21 protein-coding genes and 2 pseudogenes are annotated in these 20,886 nt (G+C 67.7%); 16 read left to right on the forward strand and 7 right to left on the reverse strand.

Going from position 1 to position 20,886, the window contains the following annotated elements; all coding sequences use genetic code 11:
- Positions 1-40: 40 nt before the first annotated feature.
- The 3 genes and pseudogenes from IE244_RS40420 to IE244_RS40430 form a co-directional block, all read left to right on the forward strand.
- Positions 41-192, forward strand: a pseudogene (locus IE244_RS40420) (IS5/IS1182 family transposase); the annotation flags it as partial.
- A gap of 329 nt (positions 193-521) precedes the next feature.
- Positions 522-1,151, forward strand: coding sequence for a pyridoxamine 5'-phosphate oxidase family protein (locus IE244_RS40425; protein WP_191878566.1), 630 nt, complete (start codon positions 522-524; stop codon positions 1,149-1,151).
- 514 nt (positions 1,152-1,665) lie between these two features.
- A complete protein-coding gene (locus IE244_RS40430) occupies positions 1,666-2,433 on the forward strand; it encodes a calcium-binding protein (protein WP_191878567.1) in 768 nt (255 codons plus the stop codon).
- Positions 2,434-2,601: 168 nt separating this feature from the next.
- Here IE244_RS40430 and IE244_RS40435 read toward each other — a convergent pair whose 3' ends face one another.
- The 3 genes from IE244_RS40435 to IE244_RS40445 form a co-directional block, all read right to left on the reverse strand.
- Positions 2,602-2,889, reverse strand: coding sequence for a hypothetical protein (locus IE244_RS40435; RefSeq protein WP_191878568.1), 288 nt, complete (start codon positions 2,887-2,889; stop codon positions 2,602-2,604).
- Between the two features lie 2,263 nt (positions 2,890-5,152).
- Complete coding sequence (locus IE244_RS40440) at positions 5,153-6,139, reverse strand: MsnO8 family LLM class oxidoreductase (RefSeq protein WP_191878583.1); 987 nt, start codon at positions 6,137-6,139, stop codon at positions 5,153-5,155.
- A gap of 442 nt (positions 6,140-6,581) precedes the next feature.
- Positions 6,582-6,827: a hypothetical protein gene (locus IE244_RS40445; protein WP_191878569.1), complete on the reverse strand. Its 246-nt coding sequence runs from the start codon at positions 6,825-6,827 to the stop codon at positions 6,582-6,584.
- A gap of 366 nt (positions 6,828-7,193) precedes the next feature.
- On the opposite strand from IE244_RS40445, the gene IE244_RS42925 reads away from it, so the two are divergent.
- Positions 7,194-7,325 (forward strand): nucleoside triphosphate pyrophosphohydrolase family protein, encoded by a 132-nt coding sequence (locus IE244_RS42925; protein WP_268252934.1) that lies wholly within the window; start codon positions 7,194-7,196, stop codon positions 7,323-7,325.
- A gap of 152 nt (positions 7,326-7,477) precedes the next feature.
- Positions 7,478-8,221 (forward strand): hypothetical protein, encoded by a 744-nt coding sequence (locus tag IE244_RS40450; RefSeq protein ID WP_191878570.1) that lies wholly within the window; start codon positions 7,478-7,480, stop codon positions 8,219-8,221.
- A 358-nt stretch (positions 8,222-8,579) separates the two neighbouring features.
- Here the strand turns inward: IE244_RS40450 and IE244_RS40455 are convergent, their stop codons facing one another.
- From IE244_RS40455 to IE244_RS40465, 3 genes are read right to left on the reverse strand one after another with little or no spacing between them, the layout of a single operon-like run.
- Positions 8,580-9,152, reverse strand: a complete 573-nt coding sequence (locus tag IE244_RS40455; RefSeq protein WP_191878571.1) for a hypothetical protein — start codon at positions 9,150-9,152, stop codon at positions 8,580-8,582.
- A 52-nt stretch (positions 9,153-9,204) separates the two neighbouring features.
- A complete protein-coding gene (locus tag IE244_RS40460; protein WP_191878572.1) occupies positions 9,205-9,912 on the reverse strand; it encodes a hypothetical protein in 708 nt (235 codons plus the stop codon).
- Positions 9,909-10,409 (reverse strand): SigE family RNA polymerase sigma factor, encoded by a 501-nt coding sequence (locus tag IE244_RS40465; RefSeq protein ID WP_229854851.1) that lies wholly within the window; start codon positions 10,407-10,409, stop codon positions 9,909-9,911. Before IE244_RS40465 ends, IE244_RS40460 begins: the two co-directional genes overlap by 4 nt.
- Positions 10,410-10,855: 446 nt before the next feature.
- On the opposite strand from IE244_RS40465, the gene IE244_RS43345 reads away from it, so the two are divergent.
- The 6 genes from IE244_RS43345 to IE244_RS40495 all read left to right on the forward strand — a co-directional run bounded on the left by IE244_RS43345 (position 10,856) and on the right by IE244_RS40495 (position 15,479).
- Positions 10,856-11,239, forward strand: coding sequence for a transposase (locus tag IE244_RS43345; protein ID WP_191878574.1), 384 nt, complete (start codon positions 10,856-10,858; stop codon positions 11,237-11,239).
- A 460-nt stretch (positions 11,240-11,699) separates the two neighbouring features.
- Entirely contained in the window at positions 11,700-12,260 is a 561-nt protein-coding gene (locus IE244_RS40475; RefSeq protein WP_191878575.1) for a DUF3291 domain-containing protein, read from the forward strand.
- Positions 12,261-12,744: 484 nt separating this feature from the next.
- Positions 12,745-13,170: a site-specific integrase gene (locus IE244_RS42635; protein WP_229854853.1), complete on the forward strand. Its 426-nt coding sequence runs from the start codon at positions 12,745-12,747 to the stop codon at positions 13,168-13,170.
- Between the two features lie 90 nt (positions 13,171-13,260).
- Positions 13,261-13,434: a hypothetical protein gene (locus IE244_RS40485; RefSeq protein WP_229854855.1), complete on the forward strand. Its 174-nt coding sequence runs from the start codon at positions 13,261-13,263 to the stop codon at positions 13,432-13,434.
- Between the two features lie 244 nt (positions 13,435-13,678).
- A complete protein-coding gene (locus IE244_RS40490; RefSeq protein ID WP_191878577.1) occupies positions 13,679-15,043 on the forward strand; it encodes a tyrosine-type recombinase/integrase in 1,365 nt (454 codons plus the stop codon).
- Positions 15,030-15,479: a hypothetical protein gene (locus IE244_RS40495; protein ID WP_191878578.1), complete on the forward strand. Its 450-nt coding sequence runs from the start codon at positions 15,030-15,032 to the stop codon at positions 15,477-15,479. The genes IE244_RS40490 and IE244_RS40495 overlap by 14 nt, the downstream gene beginning before the upstream one ends.
- A gap of 32 nt (positions 15,480-15,511) precedes the next feature.
- On the opposite strand, the gene IE244_RS40500 is transcribed toward IE244_RS40495, so the two are convergent.
- Positions 15,512-16,726 (reverse strand): tyrosine-type recombinase/integrase, encoded by a 1,215-nt coding sequence (locus IE244_RS40500; protein ID WP_229854857.1) that lies wholly within the window; start codon positions 16,724-16,726, stop codon positions 15,512-15,514.
- A 104-nt stretch (positions 16,727-16,830) separates the two neighbouring features.
- Here IE244_RS40500 and IE244_RS40505 point away from each other — a divergent pair, with 104 nt between their 5' ends.
- The 5 genes and pseudogenes from IE244_RS40505 to IE244_RS40525 all read left to right on the forward strand — a co-directional run.
- Positions 16,831-17,076: a pepsin-like aspartyl protease gene (locus IE244_RS40505; protein WP_191878580.1), complete on the forward strand. Its 246-nt coding sequence runs from the start codon at positions 16,831-16,833 to the stop codon at positions 17,074-17,076.
- A 798-nt stretch (positions 17,077-17,874) separates the two neighbouring features.
- Positions 17,875-18,063 (forward strand): hypothetical protein, encoded by a 189-nt coding sequence (locus tag IE244_RS40510; protein ID WP_191878581.1) that lies wholly within the window; start codon positions 17,875-17,877, stop codon positions 18,061-18,063.
- Positions 18,064-18,291: 228 nt separating this feature from the next.
- On the forward strand, positions 18,292-18,990 hold the full coding sequence (locus IE244_RS42640) for a hypothetical protein (protein WP_229854858.1): 699 nt from the start codon (positions 18,292-18,294) through the stop codon (positions 18,988-18,990).
- Positions 18,991-19,922: 932 nt separating this feature from the next.
- A complete protein-coding gene (locus IE244_RS40520) occupies positions 19,923-20,462 on the forward strand; it encodes a peptidoglycan-binding domain-containing protein (protein WP_191878582.1) in 540 nt (179 codons plus the stop codon).
- 79 nt (positions 20,463-20,541) lie between these two features.
- Positions 20,542-20,886, forward strand: a pseudogene (locus IE244_RS40525) (NAD-dependent DNA ligase LigA); the annotation flags it as partial.

Genomic DNA, 20,886 nt, shown 5'->3' on the forward strand with positions numbered 1-20,886 from the left:
AGGGGCCAACGGCGAGGATCTGGGCCATCGACGCGTCGGTCCGCTGGGCTGTCACCGGCGCGCCGGATCGGCGACGGGATCGTCTTCCACAAGCCGCTCCAGATCCTCCGGTTCGGGTGCCCCTACGAGGCGGTCGCGCACTCCATCTGCTCGGCCACGACCATCCGCAACCGCCGCGGCCGGTGGACCAGAACGCCTCTCACTCGTCCGGCTTGACCGGAGCGAGCATTCCGTGGTCGCGACACGTCAAGCAGGTCTTGTCGCCCGGCATGACCGAACACGCCCAGCCGTAGGGTCCGGCCGGCGCCCAGGCCCGCTGCTTCGGCGCGGGTGAGTCCTTCCTGGACGAGGTCGATGGCCTGTTGGAGGTCCTCACGGACAGGCCGGCCGACTGGGGCCAGCAGACGGGCCTCCTGCGCCCGCGCCACACATCCGTAAGACAGGCAAAACACCGGCTACTGACAGCGAGCCGTCGTCTACGCTCGACCTGTTCACATACCAAATGGACGGGGGTGGGGTCCGTGCTGCTCACAGACCTGGTCGAGGTGACGTCAGTGGACGAGCTGGGGGACCTACTCGGCGAGCCGACGCCGGGCGCGCTGGTCAAGGTCCGGCCGAGCCTGCACGAGCACGACCGCCAGTGGCTGGCCGCGTCGCCGGTGTGTGTGGTGGCGACCTCGGGCGCCGACGGAAGCTGTGACGCGTCACCGAAGGGTGACCCGGCCGGGTTCACGCTCGTGCTGGACGACACGACGATCGTGATCCCCGAACGTCCCGGGAACCGACGGGCCGACGGGTTCCGTAACATCCTGGCCAATCCCCACGTGGGGCTGCTCTACCTGATCCCCGGCCGCCCCGACACCCTGCGCATCAACGGCCGCGCGCGCATCCTGCGCGATGCGCCTTTCTTCGACGACATGGTGGTGAAGGGGAATCGTCCACAGCTGGCCCTGCTGGTCGAGATCGACCAGGTCTTCTACCACTGCCCGAGGGCCCTGCTGCGCGGCGGAGTCTGGCAGCCGGAGACCTGGCGGCCGGAAGCGGCGCCGTCCCGCGCGGTGCTCGCGAAGGCGCACGATCGCCGTTCGGAGAGTGTGGAGGAGCTGGAGGCGTACTACGGCTCGCAGTACCTGGAACGCCTGTACCAGTGACTGATCGTGCCGGAAGCAACTCGCAAGGCGCGTGACACGCCTCGCGCTCGATCGTCCGTACGGATCGATCTCGTTCGGGGGGTTGTTCGACGGTGAAGTCAATGGCTCGAAATAGTGCTACTTTTCCGGTCTTGGGTTGCCTTAGCAAGGAACATGCACCTGCGGCACATCTGCAACGCAATGCCCGCCCCCTCCAGCTGCCAGCGCCTGACCAACACAGGGTGCATGACATGTCAGACCCTGGTCCCGTCCCTGCACGAGGACGGAACCGAAGACTGATCACCACACCACGGACGCCCTTCGCCATGGTTGCCGCTAGCACGGACATCGGACTCACTCATCCAGGAGTGACGGATGAGCAGCGCGAGCCCGTCCAGAACGCACACACTTCGGGCACGCCTGGGAAGCGTCTGTAACAACTTGAGGTGTGCGTGCAACCAATCCGGTATGTGGACGGTCTTCAGCACACCCGGACTCCATGAGTGGGGATCCGGCTCATCGTTCCTGGAGAACCATGCACATCCGTACGGCCGCGGTCGCCACCGTCGGCAGCCTGGCGCTGCTCCCCCTTCTCGCGCCCACCGCGCAGGCGGACGACCACAAGGGTGACATCGTCTTCACCTCGGTGGCGTTCAGCAAGACCACCGTCAACGTCGGCATCAGCGAGCCGCAGGAGCTGACGGTCACAGCCACCGCCAAGGACAGCTCCGGCATCAGGATGATGGTCGGCCTCAAGTTGGTGAGCTCCGACAGCCGCATCCAGTACGCGAAGTCGTCAGCGTGCACGCGCCCCACCTCGACGACCATGAAGTGCACCTGGTCGTACAGCCTGGAGCCCGACCGCACCGACTATGCCGACCTCCGCAACAGCTCGGCCGGCACCTGGCACCTCGATCTGGAGGCCTCTGCCTACGACGGCGACTACTACACGCTGGACAGCAGCGCCACGATGAAGATCAAGCGCTACGCCAAGCTGGCGACCACCCAGGCGACGCCCGAACCGGTGAGCAAGGGCAAAACGCTGACGGTGACCGGCGCCCTGACCCGAGCCGACTGGAACACCAACACCTACACCGGCTTCGCCGGCCAGAAGGTCGCCCTGCAGTTCAAGAAGTCCGGTACCTCGACGTACACCACGGTCAAGACGGTGACCACCGACAGTGCCGGCAAGCTGAGGACGACAGCCACTGCGAACGCCTCCGGCACCTGGCGCTGGCACTTCGCGGGAACGGGCACGACCAGCTCGGCGACGGCGGCAGGGGACGGGGTCGCGCTGAGGTAGGGGCTCTTCCGGTCACGGTCTCCGCCGCGCAGCCGGCAAGCGAGCACCCCCGCACGGTACAAAGACGGCTCGAGCGGGGGTGTCGTGCGTGGCACCTCGATCCCATGCGCGCGGAGACCGACAGTGCCATCGAGGCCGAGATCAGTGCTCATTTCCATGCTCGGCGCTTCATGGCCCCTTCTTCGTACTGGAGGCGGCCTCGCGGAACAGCTCGGCGAGAGTACGCAGTTGGTGCTGGCGTGCCCGCTCGGCGTTGCGCCTGGCTCGCCGTGCGTCAGCGATGTGTACCAATGTGCCGCCAAGGCCGGCGGCGAACCACAGCGAGGCGTGGATGAAGGCGTGCTGGTATGCGCGGTGGATTCCGATGGCACAGGCGCCGAGAAATATCAAACGCTCAGACCACCGGCTCATGACTTCGGCATTCCGCTTGAACCACCGTTTCCGCAACTCCCCCACCTCCTTCGTTGGCCCTCTGGCAATCGATTACGTCGGGATCACCCGGGGCGGCATTCCGTAGCTGGTCGCATGTGTCAATATCCGAGGCCACCTTCGCGATCGGTGGGGCCGCAGCAGGCAGAGGATATCCGAGGGCGGCACAGCGACTTTTGCCGGAGCTGCTTTGGCCCGAGCGATCATGGCTTCTCAAGCTTCCGGGCCCGTCGGGCAGTCTGTGGGCCTGCGGCGCATCGTCCCCTGGACGCCGAAACGAGTCCTCGCCCTCCGAGCCGGCATGCCCGCGAGGTACCATGCGATGGTCGACCTGGGCGGTGGCTGCGGCCTCCGATGGGAGACGGCGTGAACGGGTGCCGCACCATCGGCGCACCAACTGCAGTTGAGAGAGGCCCAGTAGACCCTTCCGAGACCGGCGCGCCGCACCCACGCTCACTCGTACGCGCTGGTTCGCGAGGCTGTGCCGCACGACGCGTCCATCGTCGATCCAGCGCAGGATGTAGTCACTTTGTCTGGATGCTTATGGTGCGCTGACCGACTCACGGCTACACGGCGCCCCCGCGTGGACCATCGGATGCACGAGCTGGTTCATCGGCGCCAGCGCTGTCCCGGAGCTATGGCCCTGGCCCCCCAAACGACACCGGTGATCTCTTCTCGTCCCCCCTCGCTCCCTTCAGTGACGCAGCCCTGGAGAGGGGTAAGCAGCTGACGTCCTCGCGAGCTGCTCGCGGCGGCCCTTGAACTTCTTGTCCAGGGGCGCGGAGGCGTTGTCCCGCACCACGGTGCATGGCCTCGGCCGTCGCCAGACTGGCAGTGCGGGGCCGACACCGTCCGCGTCCGGGGCCAGCGCGGGCGGCCCCCGCCGGGCCGGCCGGCCAGCCGACAGCAGACGAACTCCAGCAGCAGGACCGCGTCGATCTCGCCGGGTGTCTGCTCCCACCACAGGTCAGGATCGGCACCCACGACCAGAGCGCCCAGCACGTGGACACGCCGATCGCTCCTGTCCTCGCGCGGCGCCACCGGCGACTTGTCCTTGGGCGTGACGACTTCCGCACTGCCTCGGCCTCTGGCACTGATCCCTGCCGGTCAGCCGAATCGCACGCTCAACGGCAGCCGCACACCGAAGCTCAGGGTCTGCCCCGCCTGAGCCGCGTCGAGGAATTGATTCGGATCGCATTTGCGCGGCGTAACTCGAGGCGCCGCACCGGCGACTGCAATACGGCCGCTGGGAACGGTGCCGATCCGGTGAACAGCGACAGCGCCGCACCGGCGACTGGTACCGACCTGGTCGTCCTCTCACCTGTGAGTAGCCGCATGAGTGCACGCATCCGCGATCTCTCCCTCCCAGTGCCCATCTCTCCCTGTAGCTGAGCAATTTGAGAATCCTGTACGGGCGCGGGCAGGGGAAGCGACTCATCCCGCCGTCACTCGGATGGTGCAGCGCATACCCTCGGCGTTCGGGCGCGGGCGGACGCCCGGAAGGCTCCTGCGCGACCGTTCGCGCTGTTGGCGGCGGCTTTTTTTTCCTGCAGCACCATCGAGTGGCCCAGAGGAGGGTGCTTATGCACAGTCGAGTTACGCCGCGCAAAGTCCCGCGGAAAGCTGCTACTCGAAAAGTATCGTTTCGACCCGCAATGCGGCCGCTGGGAACGGTGCCGATCCTGACCTGTGGTGGGAGCACACGCCCGGCAAGATCGACGCGACCGTGCTGCTGGAGTTCGTCTGCTGTCGGCTGGCCGGCCGGCCCGGCGGGGGCCGCCCGCGCTGGTCCCGGACGCGGACGGTGTCGGCCCCGCACATGTCGCATCGACGGCATCGCCACCGCCGTGGACCAGGCGCTGACCCGCCAACGTACCCGCATCCAAGGATCACCAGCAGACTTCACCGGAACCGCTGAGCGCCTGCCCTCTCCGCCCGCGTCGTCACCGCCTCACTCCTCCGCGTGGTCGAAAGCGGCGAGCCGGAGTGCAACGAAGCGTCCAGCACGATCTTCATCCCGTCTTGGCCAGCCGCACGACGAAACCCCGCCGGAGCAGACCAGCGGGGCTTCCTCAAGTCAGGCGGGCCAGCGGAGCTCCGCATCGCCTGTTCTGTCACAGGCCCTATGAGCGGCGTCCTGGCTGTCGCTGTCTGACCAGGTGGAAGACCTCCCGGGTCGCGCAGCGTTTGAGGCCTCGGACGAACTCGCGTCGGGTCTTGCCCTCCTTGATGCGGTGCGCGGGGCAGCCCTGGTGGGAGTCAGAACGGACGGTTCGGTGCGGCGCGGTTGTCACGGTGTCTTCGTGGCCTCGCAGTGCCTCTTGATGAGGTCGTAGGAGCGGACGCGGGCCTCGAGGTCGTAGACAGGTGTGGTCAGCATGAGTTCGTCTGCTCCGGTCTCGGCGGCCAGTTGCGCGAGCCGGCGTACGACGGCCTCGGGCGTCCCGCACGCCTGCTGTGCACGGAAACCGGCAAGCGCCTGCCGTTCCTCCGCCGTGAAGGGATGGCTGGCGGCATCCGCGGGCGTGGGGAAGGGAATCTCGCTCAGACCTTTGAGCAGCCCGGCCTTGACGACGTCCATGGGCCCGGCCCGCCACGCCGCTTCCTCCTCCGTCTCCGCGCATATCGCCTCCAGGCACACCACCACCCGGGGCTGCTCGCACCAGCGGGACGGGATGAACGCCGCACGATAGCGCTCCAGCACCGCGAAGGTGTTGTCGGGCCGGATGTGGTGTGCGACGGCGATCGGCAGGCCGAGCCGCGCGGCGAGGGCGGCACCCGCGGTACTGGAGCACAGCAGCCATGGCTCCGGCAGCCGGCCGAGTGCCACTTCCTCGACCAGAAAGGAGAGGATCGCAGCGACGTCGTCGTGGTACTGCGCGTCCGTCGCCGGTCCGGCTCCGCGGCGCAATGCCCGCGCGGTGGCCTCGTCGAAGGTGCCAGGGCCGCGGCCGATACCCAGGTCGATGCGGTCCGGGTGCAACGCGGCCAGTGTTCCGAACTGCTCCGCCAGCGTGATGGGCGCATGGTTGGGCGCGAGCACTCCACCCGACCCGAGGCGGATGGCCGAGGTCGAGGCCGCCGCATGGGCGATCAACACCACCGGCGGGAACGCGCCGATCGCGGGCGAATGGTGGTGCTCGGCGTACCAGATCCGGTGATACCCCAGTAATTCGAGCCTGCGGGCGAAGGTAGCTGTGTCACGCAGGGTCTCCACGCCACTGGTCCCTGATTCGACCACCGCGACTTCCAGCGCTGAAATCGGCACATCGATCATGCCGTCAGCATAGAGATCGGGGTCGTGACACTCTCTATCAAGGCAGCGATGCGGCTGTGCCGCCGCCGCCGCGTACGCGCTGGCCCTCGTGATGCCGAAGATGGCAGCGGAACAGGTGTTGACGATGCGACGGTATCCGCGATTCCGCATCGTGGGCCATGCCGCTCGGCTCATGTGCACCGTACTTCCGAAGTGGCTGTCGTCGATACGCCCCCACTTCCGCAGTGCGGCATCGACGGCCGCTTGGGCTCCTTCCATGGTGGATACGTCGTGGGAGTCGCCCACCGCACCTGACCGCCGGCCTAGGTGATGGCCGCACATACCTCGTTGCTTGGATGTTGTTTCCGGTCTCATGGAGTGGCCTGCCTTCCGGGGACAGGGCCCTTGGCAGGCGGTTCAGCCGCGGTGAGGGTACGGAGCGGAGCGGTGTCCGCTTGGGTAGTCACGGATGCAGGAAATGGGGCGTGTCGAGGGGAATCGATCGATGGGAGAGGGAGAGGCCGACGCCGATCAGCCACAGCAGGAGCGTCAGGTGAGCGAATCCGATACCGCTCAGCAACCGGACCGCGACATGGAGGACACCGGGCAGTCGGTCGGGCCCGGCGAAGACGGCGACCTGGCGGCCCTTCTTGCGGGCCGTCACGATGCGCAGCGCGGTGGGCAGAACGAAGAGGAGGGGGCAGAGCACGAGTTGGGCGAGCGGGATCTGTACCAGTGACCGCCGAACAGGGAGTAGCGGGGCGGCGCTCCGACATCGGCGTGGGCGCCGGTGCGGATCAGCAGCGTTTCGGCTACGGCGTCGAGGACCATCACCGGCGCCGGCAGATCAGACCGAGCCTGGGCCAGCCCCAGCCAGGCCGCATTGCAGACAGTTTGGTGGCGACGCCGAGCACGGCACAGATCCACAGGCTCCCCCGGCTCAACGCCCGGCGCCCCCCCGGTTGCCCACCGCCCGGGGACTGCTGACGCCGCGTACTGGCGGCGCCGACGCGGGACCCAGGGAGCCGCCGTGGCCTGTGGCAGCGGGAACTGCTCGGAATAGGAACTCGCAGCCGTGCTGGAGGTCGTGCGCGCGCTCGCCGCAGACCTGGGGGTCGACGCGGATCCGCTGGAGAAGTTCCGCGAGGCCAAAGGGGGTGAGCGGGGCGGCTTCGCTGACCGGATCGTCTGGACGGGCAACCGCTGACCACAGGCCGTTCTCAGCGACGAGTCGGTACACGACTTCGCGCACAACTGCGTGTCGCCTCTTCTATGCCTTGATCAAGCGGACTAGGGCGTGTCCGGTGGGCCAGGAACAGAGGGGCCACCCCGGCTGCCATGGGGCGCTCTAATGCCCAGGTGGTGAACTGGACGCAGATGCACGACTGCTACGGGGATGTCGATCGTGTCCCGGTACTTCTGGAACGGGTGGAGCTCGAGGACAACGCCGAAGCATGGGAGGAGCTGGCATACCGGCTGGTCCTCGAATACGACCTCGTCTTCCCCGCCAGCTTCGCCGCCCTGCCGCGCCTGGTGCGTCTCGCCTCGAAGAGCGCACGGGCGCGTGGACTGGCCGCAGCGATCCTGCGGGGCGCGGCAGGACACCGCGGCTGCGACGATCTGCTGGCGGACTGCGACGACGCGATCGCGGAGTTCCGCAAACTGGTGGACCGGCACCTGCAATCGCGGCCGGCCGACTACCTCGCGACCTTCCTCGATACGCTCGCGGCCAAGGAGGAGTACCACTGGAGTGCCGTCCTGGGGGACTTCACGGACGACTTCTACCACCTGGCTTGCCCCCGCTGCGCCGTGGAAGTGACGATCGCTATCGGGGACCACGGGCGCTGTTCAGCGATCCGGGACTGGCACCTGGGCGACGTGGAACGTCGCGACCCACGGCCGGCCTCTCCCGAGGCACTCTCCGGCACCTGCCGGTGGATGCACGAGACTGCCGTCCGCGACGGCACGAGGCCCTCGCCGACGGAATCGCCCACCTCTTCGGCCAGGCCGAATGCCCCCCTGCGCCAGCGTGTTCAACATCGCGGACGAGTACACATCCACCAACCGCCCCGTCCTTCGGTAGGCATGGTGAATCGGAAGTAGGCGAGCAGCGCTCAGGAGCGGAGCCACAGCCCGATCGCGGTGACGGTCACCGTGCCGTGGAAGACGTACGCCCGTTTGTCGAAGCGGGTGGCCACGTCCGCATGCTGGTGTGCCCGGCAGACCGTCGAGTCCTCTGCGGGGGCTAGACGATCCGCAGGAAGTGCCCTCAGCCGAGTGGAGAACCTGTTGCTGCCAGCCGCAGGCAGGCTGGAGAAGGTCCACACGAGCAGTTCGTCGGCTGTACCGCAGAGTCTCAGCGCGGTCTCGCGGGCTTCATCCACCTTGATCGTCTTCGACCGGGCCGCTTGCGCGCGTCGCCGACGAGGACGTCGCGGCCGATCTGCGGACGGCTGTCGTTTCATCGCCAAGAGGCCGCCGTCTTGATCTTGCCGGGTACGTAGGTGACGGGAATGCCGTCCAGCCGGTTGCCCTGCGCCCTGACCCGGCTGAGTGCGCTCGGCTTGACCTCGATGGTGATGCCGGAGCCGTCGGCGTTGGGCGAGGCGCCGTAGTACACCTCCTTCGAGGCGTCCTTGACGGCGCCCACCGGGACGATCTTGTCGATCTCCCCGTCCAGGACCTTCCTGCTGTAATCGGCGTGCTGAACGCGTATCAGCGCGGTGTCGATCGTCGGGTGGGCGTGCTTGGCGGAGGCGACCAGCTTCGCGGCTCGGGTGCTGTCGGTGGCGTAGAGGGTGACGAAGCCATGGTCCTCGTCGACGTGCAGGTCGCTGTAGGTATCGGCGAACGCTCCACGACCCTGCTCGCCGAGGGCGTTGGCGACGGCGTTCAGGGGTGCGACCTTCTTGGCGTGCGCAAGGAGCGCGGGGTCGGTGTGGGTCGGATCGCCGGTCGCTGCGTCGGAATCGGCCCCGCATCCGGCAAGGGCGAGCAACACGACGAGGACGGCGGGCAGCAGGGGGCGACGCATGAGTTCCTCCATGAGGTGTCGAGAGCGGTGCGAGAGGAGAAGGAGAAGCCCGTCATGAGGTGGGCTGTTCATCCGGCCAGGGGGTACGGGCGACGATCAATAAATCGGGGGCTTGAGTGCCGGACGGCACGGCATGCTGGGTGACGAGGACGACGGCCACTTCGTAGCCGCCCTTCCGCACCGAGCTCCAGGTGGTTCCCGCGCAGAGACGGCCCGGCACGGGCGCTAGCCGGGCGCGGTACGGACGGTCGGGGGTGATGGTCACCTGTAGCGCGGTGTTCTCAGAGGCTGGTCCGGATGGGTCCTGACCGGCCACGACCCGGCCGTCCTTCAGGACGAGAATCCGTGGCTCGCCGGACAGGACCGCTGGGGCGGTCGAGTCCACCTCGTAGGTGACCTGCGGGGCTCCGTTTGGGGCCGTGCGCGCATCGGAGATACGTACGGTCACGGCTCCGCGGCCGGTACTCGCCGGAATGGTGGCGCCGCAGGTGTGACGAGGGAGCCCCGGAACTGCGCCGCTCGTCGCCGGGGGCTGCCTCTGCAGCGAGCCCATCGGTGTCTTCGGCTCCGGTGTCGAGTCGGACGGCAACGTGTTCAGCACCACCGCGGCGGCCACGGCCAGGCCCGCCCCGGCCACGGCGGTGTACCGGACGCCTCTGCGCCGGCGCACCCGGGTCCGGACGCGTTCGGTGTCGATCTCCAGCGGTGGTGTGCGTTGCGCGGCAGCCAGCAGCTGTGCGCGCAGGTCCACGGGCTTCATGTCTCCACCCTTTCCTCCGCGACGCGATGTTGCGGTGGCCGCAACTGGGCCCCCAGCCGTGCCAGCGCGTCGCTCAGATGACGCTTGACCGTCCCCTCACCGCAGCCGAGCCGCGCCGCGACGTCCGCGGTGGACATGTCCTCGTAGTAACGGAGCACCACGCACGCCCGCTGCCTCGGCGACAGCCCGCGCAGGGCGTCCATGAGGTCGACCCGATGCAGGACGTCCGCGCTGTGGTCGGCGACCGGCGCCGAGGACACGAGCCGCGGAAGCGCGCGGATCCAACGGGCGCGGCGCCGGTGCAGGTCCAGGTAGCGGTTGAGCATCGTGCGACGCACGTATGCCTCCGCCTCCCCCAGTTCCCACGCACGGCGGGGCCGGGAGAAGACCCGCACCAGTGCCTCCTGAACCAGGTCAGCGGCCTCCGCGCGGTCGCCGCACAGCAGGAAGCCGTACCGGTTCAGCTCCTCGCCGCGCTCCTGCGCGAGCTCGGACAACAGCCTTGACCATTCGGCCACATCCCCTCCGATCCCCTTCACCCGGTATCACGAACAACTCGACCGTTTGGTTGGGGCCTTGCGGCCGAAGACCTCAACGAGGCTTCGCGGGCGGTCGCGGGCCGCCCCACACGGGACGGAACGATCCACCAGCCAGCCTGTCACGCGACCCCTCGGACAGGCCCTAGTCGTGCGAACCTCGGATCTTGAGCAGCGAGACCATCGGCATCGATCTCTGCCGCGCGAAGGAACACCTCCTCTTCTGGGATGTTCTTTGCTTCGGCGGCCGAGGACAGGCCCAGCCACTTCTCGTCCCACTGGCCTGCAAGGACCGCTTCGGCACGGCCCTACGAGCTCGTAACACGATCTTGTTGAGGCGCGCTGGTCGGGCGTGACCAGTAGGACGATTCCGCCGTTCGTGAGGTGTGGGGAATCGGCCACGGATCGTGGATGACGGACTGTGGGCGCTGGTCGAGCCGTTGCTGCCGCCCTGGCCGCAGAAGGCTCCCGGCCCGAGGCCGCTCGATGACCGGCGGCTGTGCCTGCAGGACATCATGTACGTGCTCTACAACGACGTCAGCTGGCAACTGCTAACGCTGGAGCCGGGGTTCGGCTCCGGTCAGGCCTGCTGGCGCCGGCCAGGGCGGTGGCACGAGGCGGGTGTCTTCGAGAAGCCGCACCGCATCCTGCTCGCCCAGCTCCACGCGCCTGACGAACTCGACCGGACCCGGGCCTGCGTGGATGCCTCCCACATCCGCACGAAAGAGGGGGCGAGGCCACCGGCCCGTCACCGGTCGACCGTGGGGAGCCGGGCAGTAAACACCACCTGATCTGCGACGGCAGGGGCACCCCGTTCAAGGTCATCACCACCGCCGCCAACGTCAACCGTCACGCGAACCCTGGTCCTTGTCGACGGCATCCCTCCCGTCGCCAGCCGACAACGCCGCTGGCCTCGCCCCCGGCACACCGGCTTGAGCGAGGTTGTCGAAGCTGCTTCCCGGCACTTGCTGGGCAGATGCGGACTTCCACGGAGGCAGGCAGCGGCACCGCCCCAGTTGCCGCAAGTACTGGTACCAGAGGCCACTTTGACAGCGAAAACGCAACTTCGACATGGCCCGCAAAGGCCGCTACGTTCACCTGGTCGTCGGTGGTCGCCCACGGTCGCACAGGAGTTCCTTCAGGCTGGGCCACCCGCGATGGGATGAGTCGGTCACGCCCCACGAACCCTTGCCCCCTGCTCAAGCCACCGAACCGAGTCCACGCCAGGCAGCCCCAACCAGGGAGAGACGCATGCCCCATCTTGCTCTGTACACATTCGGCACCCTGAAGTCACCTCTCGCCGATCCCGCGCCTCTCACGCGCGAGTTCTACGACATTGGCGAGGCCGTCTACCGGAAGATCAGTCAACACCCCGGATACATCGGGCGTGCTGAAGCGGCAGGCGGTGACCGGGGCGTGCTCTTCGAGGCGGACTGGGGTGCATGGGGAGAGTTCGCCGTACCGACCTGGTACGACAAGGGCCATACGGCGGCAACCACCGCCCTGGCCACGACCCTCTCGCTCTGGACCGACCTGCGCCCCGCCTTCGACGCCATCTACACCGGCCTGCACCGTGAGGCGCTGAACAGGCGTTACGACTGGTTCGAGAGGACAGAGCACCCGAATTACGTGTTCTGGTGGGTCTCCGACGGCGTGATACCTACCTGGCAGGACGGGGTTTCCAGGCTGGAACACCTCCACGACCACGGCTCCGCGGCGCACGCCTTCACCTTCCACCGCTCATTCTCCCCGGACGGAACTCCGACCAGGCTCAAAGGCATCGGGCCGATGGCGCCGCCAGGCCTCCGGTGAGGGGGCTTTGGAGCCGGTGACACGGCCCGCGGCAGGTGTGCCGACCCCCGTCACGGGGCGGGCTGCGCCGGGCCGGCTGTACTCGGCGTCGACGCGGGTGCACTGCGAGACTGTGCTGAGGTCGTTCTACGCCTTCCATTTGGAGGAGGGCACCGGCCCGATCATCAACCCGTTTCCCCAGCGCGGGAACGCCGCCGGTTGCCAGCTACGGCTGGCCGGACGGCTCGGCAGTCGGCGGAAGGCAGGTACCGGCCGTCGCTTCCTCAGCGTCTACCGAGGCGGCTGCCCGACGACCGTTTCAACGAGCTGTTTGCTGCGCTGCGTTACAACCGCGACCGTGCTCTTCTGGCCTTTTGGGTGGTCAACGGGGCCCGGGCCAGCGAGCTGCTGACCAGTCGGCAGCGTGACCCGCTGCCCGGCGAGCAGCTGCTTGGCGTGATCCGCAAGGGAACCAAGGCATTTCAGCAGTTGCCATCCTCGCCTGATGCGTTCGTATGGCTGCGCTTGTATCAGGAGGAGGCCTGGCGAGCTGGGGCCCCCGGGGAGGACACCAGGCGTTGTGGTGGACGCTGCGGCGGCCCTTTCGACCGCTGACCTACCATGCGGCCCGGGCAATGTTGAACGGGCCAACGCGTTACTCGGGGTGAACTGGACGCTGCACGACTTGCGGCACACCGCCGCCTACCGAATGGCCCGTGATCCCGGACCGGCCTTGACGGACGTGCAGTGGGTCCTTGGCCACGCGCACCTGAGCACCACACAGATCTACCTGCCAGCCGGCCGTGACGAGATCATTGAAGCGGTCCGCGCACACCACCAGCGCCAGACGCGACTGGCGCAAGTCCCGGCAGTACCCGCCCCTGGGTACCGAGCCGAGTCGCTCTACGACCTCTTCGGAGGCGCCCGGTGAACGTTCGCATCCGGGAGAGGGCCGGCGGCACCCGCGTCCGGGCGGACGACCGTCCACCGGTGCGGCCGGCCGCGGGCGGACCGAGCCCGCTTGGCGTTGGCCCGGATCATGCTCGCGAAAGGGGGAGGCCTGGCGGACATCACCGCCGGGGACGCCTTCGAGTACTACGTCGAGTTACGGAAGTTGGTCCGTACCCAATCTGGCGGCACTCTCTTCTACTCCTGGCTGCGAGAACTGGGGAACGTGCCGACCACGCCCCGGTGACCCTGCGTTTCCTCAACAAGGTGACGGGGCAGCTCACGTGCACGCAGCTGGTCGACCGGCACGGCGTGGCCTCCGCACCGATCCGCGATCTGCTGATCGACTACCTTGAGGAACCCCGTCCACGACTCGACTACAGCACCCTCGACAACCTCGCCCGCAATCTGACCAGGAACTTCTGGTCCGACCTGGAGATGCACCACCCAGGCATCGACTCCCTCGACTTGCCGCCCGGGGTCGCCGCCGCATGGAAGGAGCGGTTCCGCACCAGGACCCAGCGGCGCAAACGGCCGGACGGCACCGGGGGTCGACGCTCGTCGAGCGTGCTGAATACGAACAATTACTCGTGGCGGTGCGGGCTCTCCACCTGGACATCGCGCGTTGGGCCGCCGAGGGACCCACCCGGTGGGGACCCTGGGCAGCACCCTTTCCGATCAAGGAGGCTGAAGTCTCCAACCGCAAGCGCGTCGAGCGGCGAACGGCCCGCATGGACCAGCGGACGCGCGAGCGACTGCCCGTCCTGGAGACCTTCGTCCGGGCTGCGGCCGATCACCACGCCCAGCAATCGGCCCGCCTCCAGCCCCTGCTCGCCGTCCCGCCCGGGACCACCTTCACGATCGGCGAAGCGGTTTTCGTCCGCACCAAGAACGCGACGACCGCTGGCGCGCGGGACGAGCAGGGCACTCTTCGCCATTTCGGTCAGGCCGAGCACCGCGCGTTCTGGGCCTGGGCGGCGGTGGAGTTTCTCCGCCACACCGGCGCCCGCATTGAGGAGATGCTGGAGATCAGCCATCACGCGATGATCCAGTACTGGCTGCCTACCACCGGCGAGATCGTCCCACTGTCGCAGATCGCTCCGTCCAAGACCGACCAGGAGCGAGTCGTGCTCGTCAGCCCAGAACTGGCCGACGTCCTGGCGACCATCATCCGACGTGTCCGCGACCCGCGGACCGGGGCCATCCCGCTCCTGTCCGCCTACGACTATGAGGAACGCGTCTGGAACCCGCCGTCTCCGCTGCTGTTCCAGTGGGACCGCGGCGGCGAGAGATCCCGCATGTCGGGCGAGTTCATCCGCAGCGCACTCGGAGAGGTCCTCGCCTTCATCGGCCTCACCGACTCGACCGGCCATCCACTGGTCTTCGCGCCGCACGACTTCCGCCGCTTGTTCATCACCGATGCCATCCGCTCCGGCCTCCCGCCTCACATCGCGCAGGTCATCGCCGGCCACGCCAACATCAACACCACGATGGGCTACCACGCGATCTACCCGGAAGAGACCATCGAAGTCCATCGCGCCTTCATCACCCGCCGCCGCGCCCTGCGGCCAGCAGAGGAATACCGCACTCCCACCGACGCCGAGTGGGGGGACTTCCTCGGCCACTTCGAACGCCGCAAGCTCTCCGTCGGCACCTGCGCCCGCGCCTACGGCACCACCTGCATCCACGAACACGCCTGCTTCTCTGAACTGGCTGTGTGTCGCGGCATGGCATCGGTGGTAGGAAGGGCTCAGGCTGCTCGGGGTAGGGGGGTGTGGCTTGGCTGGGGAGGCTGTGTTCGGCTTCGTTGGTGTCGTGCTCGGCTCCGTCACGACATCGGCGTTGACCATCTATAAGGAGCGGCTCACCGGAAGTCGCGAGGCCGCCGCTCGTGATCGGCAGTTCGAGCGTGATCAGCAAGCTGCCCGCGATGCTTTTCAGCGAGAGAGCGTCCTAGCTCTGCAGGCTGCGGTGGCTGATTTGATCAAGGCAGCTTATGGCGAGATGGACAGGTTGCTCGTTGAGCTTCAGGAGACGGGGAATTGGACTGCTCGAGTCTGGGAAACTCCGACAGCCGTTGGCTGGTCGGAGGCCGTGCTGAGTCTTGAGACAGCACGGGCTCGGGTCTTCGACGACGGCATACGAGCGCTTGCCACGGAGCTCCGAACCCTTGCAGGCGAGTCGGTGTGGGCGAAGGACGTGGAGGCGTGTAAGCGGGCCAGCAGGCAGCTTGAGCCGTTGCAGATCCAGTTCCATGAGGCAGTGGCCCGGGTGCTCCCGACTCTGTATTAGGCCCAGGTTGTAGCGGGGCGGCAAAACATCCATCATGTTCTGCTCCTGACGGCGGGAAGGCCGAGGTCGACGGTGTTGTCATCACTGGGCCTCCGGCCGATCTGCGCGAGCTTGTCCTCAGCGCCGGCCAGGCTGACACGGAGCCCTTCAACCTCACCGAGCCAGCCTTCGCGTTCGGCCTCGGCGATGCGGGCAATGAGGTTGTCGCGGATCTCCTCCAACCGGCCGAGCTGGGCCGGGTCCGGCCGGAGGAGTGAGCAACGAACACAAGCATGTTCATGAACACAAGGGCTTGAAAAGGCACGAGCGCAGGTGCCGATGGAGACCTTACGCTTCTCGAAGTGCGCGAGGAACGCGTCCCATTCCTCCTCTGTGGGGGTCCGATACTCATCGCTGGGCCGGGTGGCCCTGCGGCGGGCGATGAAGGCGCGATGGGCCTCGATAGTCTCGGCCGGGTAGATCGCCTTGTAGCCCATCGTCGTGTCAAGGCTCTTATGCCCACAGAGCATTTGAGCAATGTGCGGTGGCAGGCCGTTGATGATGGCGTCGGTCACGAAGATCCTGCGGAAGTCGTGCGGGGAGAAGACGAGCGGTTCGCTAGCGGCATCAGTCAGGCCCGTGGCGGCCAGCGCGTTGATCAGAAGCTTGCGGAGGGCGGTCGGGGTGAATGCGCGGTGTTCGGTGCCGATATCGCGCTGGAACAGCAGCGGCATCGGCGGGTTCCAGACCCGCTCATGGACGTCGTAGGAGGTCACCAGCGGAATCGCGCCGTTGCTTCCTCGCAGGCGGCGGATGATGGTGGAAAGGATGTCAGCCAGTTCCGGGCTGACCAGCAGGAGCCGTTCGCTGTCGGTCTTGGACGGGGCGACCTGCAGCAGGGGTACGACTTCGCCGGTGCTGGGGAGCCGGTATTCGGTGATGCTGTGGTGGGTCAGCTCCAGGAGCTCCTCGTTGCGGATGCCGGTCAGGCGCAAGACCTCGATCGCGGCGAAGGCCCAGAAGGCTTCGGTCTCCTCGTGAGTGAGGTTCCGCCGCCGCCCGGTCGAGGTCTCCTCGGCCCAGGTCAGGTGCCCGGCGGCCTTGGGCGCGACGGCTCTGCGCAAGGTTCCGGCGGTGTCGGGGATCAAGTCCCCGGGCCGGGTTTGCTCGGCGGCAGCCAGTAGTTCGGCCGCGGCGCGTCGCCTGCGGTCGACGGTGTCGATCAGCACCGGCAGGACGGGAAGCCGTTCGCGGGTGCGCTGGTCCATGCGAGCCTTGCGGTGCAGACGACTCGGGACAAAGACCGGTCCCTGGTGCGCCGGTCGGCACTCCATGCCCGTGTCCTAACGTTCGCAGGGTTCTTTTGCCGAGCATGAAGAAAATCATTTCGGCCGCCGCGCTCGCCGCTGCGGGCCTCAGCCTGGCCGCCCCGGCCGCCCAGGCTGCACCCGCCCCTATCCCGGCCGCCCCGGCCGCCCACGCCGCCCCCGTCGCCTTCGGTGACGAAACCACCGAGTTCGAAGCGACTGGAGCCATCCTGGACACGGGCACTTCCCTGATCACCCTCCCGAGCGAGTACGCCGAGATGCTCAACTCGATGCTGAATAGCCATAAGTAGCCGCAGATCAATCAGGGGCGGATCGGGGCCCCCTCCTCGCCCATGCCTCCGAGGGGGATCACAGCCCGGGCCGGGCCGCAATCGGCGAATCAGGGGAATGAACCCAGTCAGCCAAACCCCCTCTGAGAGACAGGTCTTCGTTCAGAGAAGTGACCAGGCCGAAGCTGATGGCGCCGGACCAGACGGTTCGGGGCATGGTGGACCTCCGCAGTAGCCCCGAGCACCACCAGCCTACGAAACCGAATCACCCCTGATCACACGGGGAGAGCCGAGTAGGTGCGGTGCCGGGCCATGGGGTGGGCCGCGGCCTCGCCCGCAGACATGCACAACCGCCGGTCCCGGCGGCCGGGGTGTCGCACCGGGCCGCTGCTCCGCCAGGCCGTCCAGCCGACGGGCGTGGCCGGAGTGGGGCCGCACACATGCCTTGCGCCGCAGGTCCGACCGGCGCTCACCTGGCGCTGGTAACAGGCTTGCGATAACGGCCAGTTAGTGATGGCGCGCCGGGTGCCTGCTAGGGCATGGTGGGAGCGGGCGGCGCGATTCTGCGCCGTACGGCCCCGTCAGGGGGGTGCGCCCGCAGGAGGTGATGGACATGACCGCTATGTCCCACCTGTGGATCAACTGCTACGACTCCGGAATCTAGCCGGGGCCAACCGCAGAGGCATTCCTGCGCGGAGTCGGCAGTACGGACCCTGCCGCGCCTGTCCGGTCCCCTCTGCGACCGGACGCACTCCACCGTTGGCACCTGGCTCTCCGGAAGTTGTCCCGACAGCTCTGGCCTGCCATCGGAGGACTCCCATGACGACGGTTCCTGCTCTCCTCGCGCAACTCGCCACTGGAACGCCCGGCCTCCTGCTCGCGGTGGTCGTGGTGCTTGCGGCGACGTTCCTCGTCGCCCTCGCCATAGCCGTACGCGGAACGCCACCCGAGGAACGCGCGGCAGTCCTACGCGCCTTCGCGCAGACGCTGCCCGTACGCCGCAGATAACCGCGCCCTGTGGGGGCACACCGCGCGTATGCGCCCACAGGCCTCCACCGGCCGCGGCTACCGCCTGGCGCGCACCGAGACCGTCAGCCTGGCCGTCCGGACAGCGCAACCGCGGCAGACCCGGACATCGGGTCAACTCCTTCGTGAGCCTGGCGACCCGTCACTAAAGTGGCTGCCAGACGAAGGCCGCCGCCAACAGCGCGTGCAGACGGGGATATCGGAGAGACAGTGGACAACCCTTTCGCCCCACCTCGTTCCGACAACGGTCACCGACCTGCGTGGTCCGCGCTCGACGAGTACCTGTGGCACTCGTGCGACATCATCGCCGACCTGGTCGAGAAGCGGATCGATCAGCGTCCGCTGGTCGCCACCATGGCCCGGCTCGAACCCGGCGACCGCGCACTGGCCGTCGGGCCTGCTCAGCGTCTGACCTGGAGGGCCATCGGGGATGGCAGCTACAGGCACCAGAACATGTTCGCCTTCGGCCACCCCGCCTTCGTGATCGGCAGCATGGTCGGCTCGGCTGTCGGTAACTCCGCCCGGCGCCGTGCCGCCGCCAACGACGCCCGACCTCGCTGGGTACTCGACGGGGCCGGCGAAATCACCGTCACCACGCGCGGGGTCTACTTCGGCCATCCTCAGTGTCCACTCGACCTCTTCTGGGTCGGCCTCGACACCATCGACCTCGTCGCACCGGATGTCTTCCAAACCAGTTTCCGGGACATCAACAACCGCCGGTACACCACGGTGCAGCTTCGCACCCCCTGGGCATCGCTGCTGTTCGTCCTGGCCGCGATCACGGCATTCCCTGCCCACCCGCGGCTGCTGGGACGAGGCTGGCTTCCGACGGACTTCGAAAGCCGATGCGCCCAGATCGGACGGCCATGCCGCCCCGCGGCCCGTCTCCTGTTGGAACACGGGCGCTGACTGCGCAACCGGATCGCTCGCAGAGACCCCGTCGCATCGTCGGCCAGGTGCTGATCAAGCCATCCAGGCTCACGTCCCCTGCCGAGGTTAAGGCGCTCGCTCTTCGAACTCAGTCCTACAAGGTCCTGCTTGCTCACACGCTTGATCGCTTTGGGCGCCTTCTCCGGCATGCGAGCAGGTTAGCCCTCGACGACCAGACCGCGAGTTGCTTCACAGCGCAGACCGTGTTGCCACGCCCCAGCACACACAGTGACTACAACGACCGCTTGCGCAGCAGTACTCGCGACAGTCGAATACGCGAATCCACCAGTACCGAGGCCGACGTCGTCGTCCAGTACACCGGCGCGGAGGGGTGGTACACCCTCACCAGCAGCCTCGCCCCCATCTCCGAGGGAGGTCTCGCGGCCTACCACCGGCACCTCCTCGGGCGAAGGGGCCCACTGGGGCCTGCCTGGAGCCGAAGCCGTGCTCAAGCTCCGTGCCCTACGCACCAACGGCCGCTTTGACACCTACTGGTCCTGGCACGAAAAACAGGAGTTCGCCCGCAACCACCAGGCGCGTCACCGCGACCAACTCATACTCATGACCTGATCGACAGCACCCTTACAAGGTCTGCACCCAAATCTCTTCGACGGCGGAGCCCGGCGCTCGCAAACATGCGGCAGGCCCACCGGCGCCGATTCTGTCAGAGACCCCACCGCCACCCCACGGCCCCTGACAACGAGGGCCCGCGTCGGCGGGAACCGGAAGATCAAGGGCCGCGTCCTCCCTCACGTTGATCCGCGTCGGCGCCAACACCCCGATCACGCTTTGGAGATGGCGAGCCGTTCGGATATCGTACGTATGTGCGAACTGATGGCCGGAGCATCACACTCCCGCGCCCGGGCGCACGCTGACACGCAACCGCTCAAAGACGGGGACCGGACATCACGATGGCCAAGAACATCATCAAGAAGACCCGCTACCGCGCCACCGCACTCGCCGCCGCCGTACTGGCGCTCGGCGTGCTCACCGCCACCGCGCCGACCGCCAGCGCGGCCACCGCGCAGGGATTCGTCAACGGCTGGGGCGACGTCAGCGACGACTGGTCCGACGAAGGCCTGCTGTCCACCACCCAGCACGCCAACAGCGGCGCCACCGGGCTCTGGCAGCTCGTGCTGTGGAAGGACGGATACCTGTCGGAGTCGGACGTCGACTGCCAGTTCGGGCCCAAGACCAAGGCCGCCACCCAGGCGTGGCAGGCGCACTACCTCGGCTCGTCCGAGGCCGACGGCGTCGTCGGCAACAGGACGTTCGGCGAGGCGAGCAGGCACCTCCTCAGCACCGACAACGGCTTCAGCGTCGCGTACGTCGGCCGCAACGGAGACAAGTACCTCTCCCGCAACGTCAACAACGGCGAATACGCCTTCAACACCGACTACACCAACGGCTTCGTCGAAGCGAGCTACAGCAGCTCCACCAACTGCCGCTGAGCATGTCGCGCCCGGCCCGAGGCACTGCGTCCCGGGCCGGGCGCCTTGGCGTCCGCACCCTTCTACTTCGTCCAGAACTGAGCACTGCCCCCGCTGCCAGTCCGGCATCGAAACGAGCGAGGAACGCTGGCGGTGCGCTCAGGGCCGCAACTGCCACCTGGTCGCCTCTCTCGCCTACGCCGCCGGCCGGGACCAGCTCGACATCGGGGGCCTGGGCCAGACCCGCATCGTCCAGCTCGTCGAGGCCGGCCTGGTCGCCGATCTCGCCGACCTGTTCACCCTGCAGCGCGACCAGCTGCTCGGCCTGGACCGGATGGGCGAAACCGGCAACGACAACCTCCTCGCCACGATCGCCAAGGCCAAGGGACAGCCGCTGGCGCGCGTGCTGTGCGCGCTCGGCATCCGCGGCACCGGCCGCTCCATG

The sequence above is a fragment of the Streptomyces filipinensis genome (assembly GCF_014649495.1).
GTDB lineage: Bacteria > Actinomycetota > Actinomycetes > Streptomycetales > Streptomycetaceae > Streptomyces > Streptomyces filipinensis.

Excerpts from the sequence above, each read along its gene's own strand:
- IE244_RS40460 (WP_191878572.1), bottom strand. The coding sequence starts at position 9,912 with ATGAAGCCCGTGGACCTGCGCGCACAGCTGCTGGCTGCCGCGCAACGC.
- IE244_RS42635 (WP_229854853.1), top strand. The coding sequence starts at position 12,745 with ATGCGTTCGTATGGCTGCGCTTGTATCAGGAGGAGGCCTGGCGAGCTG.
- IE244_RS40475 (WP_191878575.1), top strand. The coding sequence starts at position 11,700 with ATGCCCCATCTTGCTCTGTACACATTCGGCACCCTGAAGTCACCTCTC.
- IE244_RS40440 (WP_191878583.1), bottom strand. The coding sequence starts at position 6,139 with ATGATCGATGTGCCGATTTCAGCGCTGGAAGTCGCGGTGGTCGAATCA.
- IE244_RS40520 (WP_191878582.1), top strand. The coding sequence starts at position 19,923 with ATGGCCAAGAACATCATCAAGAAGACCCGCTACCGCGCCACCGCACTC.
- IE244_RS40490 (WP_191878577.1), top strand. The coding sequence starts at position 13,679 with ATGGAAGGAGCGGTTCCGCACCAGGACCCAGCGGCGCAAACGGCCGGA.
- IE244_RS40455 (WP_191878571.1), bottom strand. The coding sequence starts at position 9,152 with ATGCGTCGCCCCCTGCTGCCCGCCGTCCTCGTCGTGTTGCTCGCCCTT.
- IE244_RS40510 (WP_191878581.1), top strand. The coding sequence starts at position 17,875 with ATGACGACGGTTCCTGCTCTCCTCGCGCAACTCGCCACTGGAACGCCC.
- IE244_RS40505 (WP_191878580.1), top strand. The coding sequence starts at position 16,831 with ATGAAGAAAATCATTTCGGCCGCCGCGCTCGCCGCTGCGGGCCTCAGC.
- IE244_RS40430 (WP_191878567.1), top strand. The coding sequence starts at position 1,666 with ATGCACATCCGTACGGCCGCGGTCGCCACCGTCGGCAGCCTGGCGCTG.
- IE244_RS40500 (WP_229854857.1), bottom strand. The coding sequence starts at position 16,726 with ATGGACCAGCGCACCCGCGAACGGCTTCCCGTCCTGCCGGTGCTGATC.